Source organism: Frankia sp. CcWB2, from assembly GCF_977927585.1.
The window spans coordinates 17297-22118 of sequence record NZ_CDWRCM010000014.1 but is presented as its reverse complement, the minus strand read 5'-3'; the positions used below and the strand labels follow the sequence as shown (position 1 = coordinate 22118).

Here is a 4822-nt window from a genome sequence, read left to right as displayed (position 1 = left end):
GGTGGCCGCGCCCGCGGACTCGACGTCCGCCATCCGCGCCAGCTCCGCAGCCACCCGGGGTACCAGCGGGCCCGGGGCAACCGCGGTGAGATCCCCCTGCAGCAGCAGCTCCTCGACCGGCTCGGGCAGCAGTGGCGCGAGCGCGTCGGCGAGCCTGGCGCACAGCGCGGGATCACCAGCCGCCGATCGGCTCGGCACGCCCGCGTTCCGCGCCGGATCGGCGTTCTCCGCGTCGAGCTGGGCGGCGAGTAACCGACCGACCGTGCTCGGCGCGCCCCGGCCGGTCAGCCCAAGCAGCTCGGCCTCGACAATCGTTCCGTCGATCGTCCCGGCGAGCAGCGTTCCGCCGCGCCGCGGCGCTCGCCAGGTCAACAGGGCACGCAACGACTCCGCGGTCGGCACCACCCCTGCGGGCGCCGTGGCCAGCGCCCGCAGGACCTGGGCACGCAGGTCCTGCGCGGCCAGTCGCCGCACGTCCAGCGACAGGGGAGCGATCTGCCGGCCCCGCTCGTCCCGCTCGCCAACCAGCCAGGCGGCGGTCGACGAGCGCAGCCAGCCCTCGACCAGTACGGCCCACCGGGCAGCTACCAGGTCGGTGCCCCAGCGGTCGTAGGCCGTGGTCGGCACGTACTGGACGTCGACCCCCGCGGTCGTGTCGACCAGGCCGGCCGCCGCGGCCAGCTCCACCACGAAGGCCGCGGCCCGCTCGTCGACGTCGAGCAGTTTCGCGGCGGCCCGCAGGTCTCGCACGCTCAACCCGCCGGTGCGCAGCGGGGTGACCGGGCTCGCGCCCCAGGCGTCCAGCAGGGTGGTGACCCACCGGACGAGGGTGTCCGCCGCCAGGGCCGCCGCGGCGTCGGCCGCCGCCACCCCGACGACCTCTCCCTCGACGGCGGGCAGGTGCGGGTGCAGGACCCCGGCCGGATGCTCGCCGCGCACGACCAGCCCAACCTCGCGCGGCAGCTCGACGGTCTCCTCGTCCAATCCGACGAGCAGGCCGCGGGCGAGCAGCTCCTCCACCGGGGTCCGGGCCGCGGGCAACCCCAGCAACCGGCCCGCCTCCGTAGTGGCGCCGAGTGCCGGACCCGCGGCCAGCCGGTCCAGCAGCTGCCGCGCCCGGGAGGAGCAGGCGTCGATCCACTCCCGGACCCGATCCGCGTCCGCGAAGGCGCCGCTCAACGCCTCGATCATCGCTTCCCGGACGGCGAACCCGGTCGCCGTCTCGTCGGCCGCGCCCCGGGGCACCGGCAGGCCGGCCGCGGTCAGGAGCCGGGCGAGCTGGGACTGCCGGTACGTCGTCAGGCAGGCTCGCACGGGACGGCCGAGCCCCAGCGGGCGCACGCCGAGGAGGTCGACGACCATCCCGGTAACCCGCAGCTCGTCGTCGTCGCCCCAGATGAGCCCGAGGTCACGAAGCCGGCCCACCGGCTCGGACACCTCCGGATGCCCGCAGAACCTTGTCAGCTCCGCCAGGGACACCGGCCGGGGAAGGATCGTCAACGCCTCCAGGAGCTCGCAGGCGCCCGTGTCGAGACGTTCCAACGCGCGGGCCACGCTGACCCGGATCTCCAGGCGGGCCGCAAGCACCTCGAAGTCCGGTGGGGGCGGCATCGCCAGGTCCGGCCGTAGGAGGAAGAGCCGGGTCAACGCCTGATCCGGAAGCGCACGCAACCAGTCCACGAGGGTCCCGGGCTGTCCTGAGGCCTCGGTGGCCGGCATCGACACCCTCACGACGGTAGCTGGCGCGGCGCCAGGCCGGCAGGGCGCCGTCGCTCAGCCGGGCCGTGCCGCGTCACCTGGGCGGATGCCGGATTCGCAACCGCGGCGGACACCGGCACCGCGGCGACGGGTGATGGCCCCGCACGGCAGGTCGTCGTGCCGTCCGGCCGCTCCACCGCCGATCCCGACCCGAGCCGTCCCCACCTGGTCGAGCACCCATCCGCAGCTGGTGTCCCACCGCAGCACCGCGATCGCCGGATCGGTACCGCCCGGCGGGGACAACACCGCGAACGCCCAGTCGGGTGCGCCGGTCGAGGTGCGGATGCCGGTGATGCGCAGACCATCCGGCGACACCCTGGACACCAGCGGGCTGTCGAAGACCGCCGCCGTGATCGCGGCAGCCTCGGCCTCGGTGGGCAGCCGGCCGGGTCCATCGGAGGCGTCCGGGAGCTGCCCGGCCCGGCCGTTGCCGACATGACCCTGCCCGGCCCGGTCCTGACTCACCCGCCCCTGGCCGCCACTGTTCACGGTCAGGGGTGCCGCAGGAGAAGGTGCGGGTCTTGGACGCACGTGGCCTCCCTGGATGCTTTGGCAGGCCAGGACGCGCGCTCGGCCGAACGTCGGCGACCAGGATGCCCGAGACGGGCCTCTTCGCGGCGAGGTCGACGGAATGCGACAGACCTACCGATACCGATTTCACACGCCCGGGGCCATCGGATGCAAGAAGATTCGGCAAACTGGGCGCAACCAATTTCGCCGGGACCGCTTCTCCTGCTCCGCCGGCCCGGATGGTCCGCGTGGCCGAGGATCCGCAGGTTACCCGGACATTGATTCGATCATACTCAATGGAGGCCATAAAGCGACAAGTACGGCAACGATGACAACAATCGCTCTCTGGTCGGCAAACCTCTACGTTGTACGCCATCTTTGCGAACTTTTTGCGGGCCTGAGCCGCGAAGCCCCATCTCCGCCGACGGCGCCCGCCGGGCATGCCCCCGCCGGGCCGCTCCGACGGCCGCGGATCCAGGCAGCATGCCCTGACGACGCCAGGCCCTAAGACGCCAGGCCCTAACGACGCCGGTCGAACTGGTCCACGAGGAAGGACAGATGGTTCACCCGTCCCCAGTCCGCGACCCGGGACATCGTCCCGGCGTCACCAGGCAGGGCCAGTGTCCGGCCGAGCGAGACGCCGACGACGAGGACCGCCGCGAGCACCGCCGCCTGAATCGCGCTGAGTACCGGGTTACGGTGCTGGCGGCCCCCTCCCCGGCCGGGACTCGGGTACGGGCTCGGCTACCGGCCACGCGGCCGTGCGGGCGGGCCGGCTCCGGGACGGCGGCGGCGTCACCGGCGGCGGCGTCACCGGCGGCGGCGTCACCGGCGGCGGCGTCACCGACATCCGGCCCGTCGGCTTCAGGGCTCCCCCGCCGGCCCTGTCCCAGCGGGTCCGCTCGTGGCCGGCCGGAGGCACCGCCCGGTGACATCCGGTTCGAGGGGCGCCAGGGTTCCCCGGCGGTCCGTGGGTCGTCGTCCCTGATCGCGTGCTGGTACCCGGTGAAGCTGACCTCGTCCAGTAGCCCGGAACCCGGCCGACCGCCTCCCCGGGAGAAGCCGTCCGGGTCCGGAGGAGATCCCCGGTCCAGCCCGGACGGCGCGCGCGGGTCCGGGGGAGACGAGGAATACGCGGGTCGGTGCCGGAGGTCATCGGCCCCACCCGGCGGGGAGACACCCGCACCGCGCGGGTCATGCCAACCGCCGCGTGGATCGTGCCAACCGCCGCGGTGGTCGGGCCGTTCCGCCGGCCCGGGCCTCCTGGCGGATCTCGTCGCCAGCGTGCTGAACGCGACGATCCGACCCTCGGACGGCTGGCGGCGCCGGGGCGCGGCGGTTCCCTCAGCTGCCGGACCCGACCGGATCCGCTCGGTCCGAGCCGCGTTGTCGGGGAGGTCACGCACGGGGTCCGAGAAGTTCCGCGCCGGGTCGTGAACCGGATCGGCGGGTGGGCCGGGATCGGCGCCACCGCCCACCCGACCATGATCTACCCGACCATGATCTACCCGATCATGATCCGCCCGACTGTGATTCAGTCGCGGCTGCGCGCGTGTGTCACCGTGCGAGTTCCTGCCCTCAGCGACCACCACCCGCCCCTTCCCGCCCCCGGCGCCCAGGCGCCACGTCACCGCACCATCCACCGACGACATGAACAACGCCGACAATCACCACCCTACGAAGGTGGTCCAGGACAATCCCGACACCGACCACGGTCATATATCGCAATCTATCCCAGAGTAGCCCTGCCAACACGAATCGGCACAGTCAGCCCATCGGTGGTCGCACCACTTTTCGGTGTTCCATCGGAACATTCCGCCCAGAACCAGGGCGGGCCGGGCTAACGCTTCTTGACCCGGCACACCTGTTCGAGGATGAGGCCGCCGGTCAGCAGCACCATCGCCGCGGCCAACCCGAGACCCGCGGTGAGCGCGTCGCCCCCCGCGGTCGGGAACTCCCCCGTGCGGGGCATGGTGTAGCCGAACACACCCGCCCAGAGGCCGGCGAGCGCCGCTCCGACGACGGAGCTCGCCTTGGCCAACGCGGCGAGCCGGGCGACCGTGAGCGGGAGGATCGGGCGCGTTCCCGGCCGTCCCTCCAGCCGGTGGCGGGTCAGGGACGCGACCTGGAGCTCGAGGGCGCCGATCATGAGAACCGACACCGACGCCGTTCGCGGCAGCGTGGGAATCGATCGGTACGCCCACCACAGGAGCAGGTACCCGAGTGCCCCGAACGCCACCGCGACCGCGATGAGATCACGCGCCCGGGTCGGTCTCACCTGGCCGCCTCTCCGGCATCACTGCCGCCGACGGCGGGATCGGTGACGGCACCGGCCCTGGGATCCGCCTCGACGACGAGATCCGCCTCGACCACGAGATCCGACAGCGACCACGGGGTCCGGCGCAGACCGGCCGGGTGGTTCCCCACGGCCATCCGGGCGACCAGATCGGCGACCCGCCCGTGCCCAGGCAGCGTCGCCTCGGGATCAACGTCCAGCCAGGGCACGCAGACGAAGGCCCGCAGATGTGCTCGGGGATGCGGCACGAGGATCTCA

Annotated in this window: 4 protein-coding genes and 1 pseudogene; all 5 read right to left on the bottom strand. The window is 73.1% G+C overall.

The genetic code is table 11. From position 1 onward, the window contains the following. The coding region (locus ACY45C_RS03100) for a hypothetical protein (protein WP_462186146.1) at positions 1–1719 on the bottom strand (1719 nt) is incomplete at its 3' end. A gap of 54 nt (positions 1720–1773) precedes the next feature. Then, a complete protein-coding gene (locus ACY45C_RS03095; RefSeq protein WP_462186145.1) occupies positions 1774–2289 on the bottom strand; it encodes a hypothetical protein in 516 nt (171 codons plus the stop codon). 498 nt (positions 2290–2787) lie between these two features. Continuing rightward, positions 2788–2934: a hypothetical protein gene (locus tag ACY45C_RS03090; RefSeq protein WP_023840655.1), complete on the bottom strand. Its 147-nt coding sequence runs from the start codon at positions 2932–2934 to the stop codon at positions 2788–2790. A gap of 1174 nt (positions 2935–4108) precedes the next feature. After that, on the bottom strand, positions 4109–4546 hold the full coding sequence (locus ACY45C_RS03085; protein WP_462186144.1) for a DUF3180 domain-containing protein: 438 nt from the start codon (positions 4544–4546) through the stop codon (positions 4109–4111). Next, a pseudogene (locus tag ACY45C_RS03080) lies at positions 4543–4822 on the bottom strand (2-amino-4-hydroxy-6-hydroxymethyldihydropteridine diphosphokinase); the annotation flags it as partial. The gene ACY45C_RS03085 and the pseudogene ACY45C_RS03080, both read right to left, overlap by 4 nt.